The sequence below is a fragment of the uncultured Campylobacter sp. genome (assembly GCF_938045535.1).
Classification (GTDB): Bacteria; Campylobacterota; Campylobacteria; order Campylobacterales; family Campylobacteraceae; genus Campylobacter_B.
Window position 1 is genome coordinate 1 of the sequence record NZ_CALIMQ010000106.1, and the last position, 2012, is coordinate 2012.

Below are 2012 nucleotides of genomic sequence, written 5' to 3' on the forward strand. Positions count from 1 at the left end.
TTTGCAATATGCGCTCGCCCGCAAAACAGCTTGCGATAGGAAATGATTTGAACTGCGCAAATTTTAAAATACGCGACCCGCTCCCGGGTGCGCAAATTTATGCCTTTGCCGCTAAGCGATTTTTAAAAGCTCTCAAGCTAAAATTTATCTCGATTTGAGATCAAATTTAGACTTAACCTAGACGGCGAAAATTTCACAAAAGACGCCACAAGCGGCGAAATTTCAAAGGAGCCTAGCGTGAAAAGATTGATAAATTTCCTGAGGCACATTTATGCGGACCTGCTCGCAGGCAGGGCGCTGCTGCATCCGATCCTGCTTACGGCTGCATTTTTAGCGGCGAAATTCGGCACGCTATATATCATAGATCAAAAAATTTTAGAAAGCGGCTATGATTTGGGGATATTTGGGGAATTCGCTTATTACATATTTTTCGATTTTGTTGCAGGCGCCTATTTTATAGCTCTTTGCGCGCATATAATCTATGCTTCGCCCGAAGTCAAATCGCTTAAAATTTTACGCAAAATTTTACTCGCGGCAATCTTGGCGTCTTGCGCGCTGGGTTATTTTGCTTCGGACGTAAACTACCAAAAACTAGGCGTCTTTGAAGCCTTTTTGATTGCCTCGCTAATTTGCATTTGCATCTATTTGGTCGCAACCGAAATATCAAACGACCGCTCAAACGCGGTATTTTGGGATTTTGCCTATGTCCTTAACTACATAGGTGCCTTATTTGTAATATTTTATGCGCAAGCCGCCGAAGTCGTAGCCGTCATTTTAATAATCCTTTGTCCGCTAGCGTGGACGTTTTATTTCAAATACGAATTTCAAAAATCGCTCGCGAAAGACGCCGCAAGCGGCGATGAAATTTCAAAAAGCAAAGCGCGCGCGGAGAGTTAAATTTATAAAATTCCACCGCAAATGGCTAAATTTATGAAATTTCGCTAGGGTCAAATTTTAAAATTTCCCGCGCGACGCTTTTATCCTTTTATATCTTCGATCACCTCTTCTATGAAACGAGCGGTATCAACTAGCCTAAAGCCCCATATTTTGGGATCTGCCGTGATTTTATTATAAAAATCTTCCAATTCTTTCGCGGGAGATAATTCGCCCAATTTAAACGGGGTAAATTTTATCTTTCCGATCTTTTTTAGATGAGGTAGCAACTCCTTTAAATCCTTATGATTAAACCAGCGGTCCGCTCTAAGGAAGCCGCCGTTTTTCGAGCTCGCGATCTTGCTTTTTAAAAAATCGTCCATGCCGGGCGGCTCTTTTTGCAGCACTCTGGTGCAGGCCAGATGATACTCGAGCTTCCTGGGCGTTTGATCTACTGCCGAGACAAAACAAACGCCGTATCCCTGCTGCATCTGGATAGACAAAACGTCGCCCTCTTCAAAATACGGCGTTTTTTGTTTCGTAATTTTGGCTCGCTTAAGCGGCCTTAGGTTTTCGCTTTTTAGCTGAACGGCTAATTTGTCAAGCGCTTTTTGACGCTGCTTCTGGGATTTATCAAAGACCTTATTCCACATCCCGCTTGCGCCGCCTTTTATGATAGCAAGGGCTTTTTCGCGGATTTCGTCGTTTAAAAAGCCGATCTTCCAAAGCGAATACGCTAGGGCCGTCCAATAAATCTCGCTATAAAGCTCATCGGCGCAGAAATTTTCCGCCTGCGCCAAAACATCTTGCAGTATCGTTTCAACATTTTCGCCGTCCTTGTATCGCTCGGTGATAGTCAAATATATATCGTATCCGTCGTCGCTATCGATGATTTTCACCCCGTCTATCGCCATTTTTTCTCCTTTATCTTGATCTCTTTTCTGCCGATTTCGCTGAGCCGAATTTTATCAAAATTTGAGCGCTTAAAATATAAATCGCACAGTAGCGATACTTTAAGCATTACTGGTTATTCATTGCGCTATTGCGTCGCGCGATTAAATTTCATTCACATAAAATAGCTGCTCGCTAAATTCTATCTTTTAAAATTCTTCCTCGGGGGCGGAAGGGCTGAGGGAACC

The 2012-nt window shown here is 43.0% G+C and carries 2 protein-coding genes; one reads left to right on the forward strand and one right to left on the reverse strand.

Annotated elements, in window-relative coordinates; translation table 11 throughout:
• Positions 1-237: 237 nt before the first annotated feature.
• Positions 238-897 (forward strand): hypothetical protein, encoded by a 660-nt coding sequence (locus Q0095_RS03440; protein WP_297881371.1) that lies wholly within the window; start codon positions 238-240, stop codon positions 895-897.
• Between the two features lie 80 nt (positions 898-977).
• Here the strand turns inward: Q0095_RS03440 and Q0095_RS03445 are convergent, their stop codons facing one another.
• On the reverse strand, positions 978-1787 hold the full coding sequence (locus Q0095_RS03445; protein ID WP_297881373.1) for a hypothetical protein: 810 nt from the start codon (positions 1785-1787) through the stop codon (positions 978-980).
• Between the last annotated feature and the right edge of the window lie 225 nt (positions 1788-2012).